The 1,187-nt window shown below is 30.8% G+C and carries 2 protein-coding genes; both read right to left on the minus strand.

Translation table 11 applies throughout. The features are described 5' to 3' along the window. Positions 1–692, minus strand: a 692-nt coding sequence (locus M663_RS0100440) for a transcription termination/antitermination protein NusA (RefSeq protein WP_029687561.1), incomplete at its 3' end; no start/stop codon positions are given. A gap of 16 nt (positions 693–708) precedes the next feature. Then, positions 709–1,167 carry a ribosome maturation factor RimP gene (gene rimP / locus M663_RS0100445; protein ID WP_273702564.1) on the minus strand — a complete coding sequence of 153 codons (459 nt, stop codon included), beginning with the start codon at positions 1,165–1,167 and terminating at the stop codon, positions 709–711. Between the last annotated feature and the right edge of the window lie 20 nt (positions 1,168–1,187).

Genomic DNA, 1,187 nt, shown 5'->3' on the forward strand with positions numbered 1-1,187 from the left:
TTGCCCGGGTCTCTGGCCACAGCCATAATTTTTACTGTTCCGTCTGCCACTTCTGGTACTTCCCTGAAGAATAATGCCTTTACATAGTCAGGATGAGAACGGGAAACAATAATTTGAGGTCCTCTTCCTTCTTTTTTTACTTCTATAATATAGGCCTGGATACGATCGTTGCGTTGATACCGTTCTGTTGGAATCATCTCATTTCTGGGAAGTAAAACTTCTGTTCTTCCCAGGTTAATAATTAATCCTTGTTTATCTCTGCGTTGAATAATTCCATTTATAATTTCACCCACTCTATCTTTATATTCTTCATAGATAATCTCTTGCTCAGCATCTCTCATTTTTTGAATGATGATTTGTTTAGCTGATTGAGCTGCTATTCTTCCCAATTCTTCTACATTTAGTTTAAATCCCAGTTCGTCTCCGATTTGTACATTCTGGTCATGGGTTTTAGCTTCTTCTAGAGAAATTTCCAGTTGAGGATTGCTTACTTCTTCTACAACTACTTTAAACTGATATACTTCTATTTCATTGGTTTCTTCATTAAAGCTAACTTCTATGTCTATATCATCACCATATTTTTTATAAGCAGAAACTCTTACAGCTTCTTCTAAAGTATCAATTAGCAAGTCTTTGTCTATACCCTTGTCTTTAGATATTTGTTCAATTACTTTTTTTAATTCAGTACTCATATTTTTACTCCTATCTCTAGAACTTATATTCTAGATTTATCTTTTCTGTTTCAAAAAAATCTATTTCTATATTTTCTTTACCTGTATCAATTGTAAAAATATTTTCTTTTACTTCCTTTAAGTTTCCTTTAATTATTTTTCTTTTATTTAATGGAGTTTTTAATTTAACTTTTATTTCTTGTCCAAGATATTGAGTTAGTTGTTCTGGTTTAAAAAATTTTCTATTTAATCCTGGAGAAGATACTTCCAAAACATAAGAATTGGTAATAATTTCTTCTATATCCAGGACAACTTCAATGTCTCTGCTTAGTTTAGCCAGCTCATCTATGTTAATACCTTCTTTTTTATCTGCATAAACTCTAATAATACCTTTTTTTCCTTTGGGTAGAGATATCTCTAGTCCCCATAATTCAACCTGGTTTATAAGGCATTGTTGTTGAATGATTTCTTCTAATTTTTCTTTTAGCATATTCATTTTTTATTCCTTAAAAAAAA

Source organism: Thermoanaerobacter sp. A7A (assembly GCF_000445185.1).
Taxonomy (GTDB): domain Bacteria; phylum Bacillota; class Thermoanaerobacteria; order Thermoanaerobacterales; family Thermoanaerobacteraceae; genus Thermoanaerobacter.

What these genes read in the sequence shown, in the direction of transcription:
- rimP (WP_273702564.1), bottom strand. Translation starts at nt 1,167, where the DNA reads ATGAATATGCTAAAAGAAAAATTAGAAGAAATCATTCAACAACAATGC.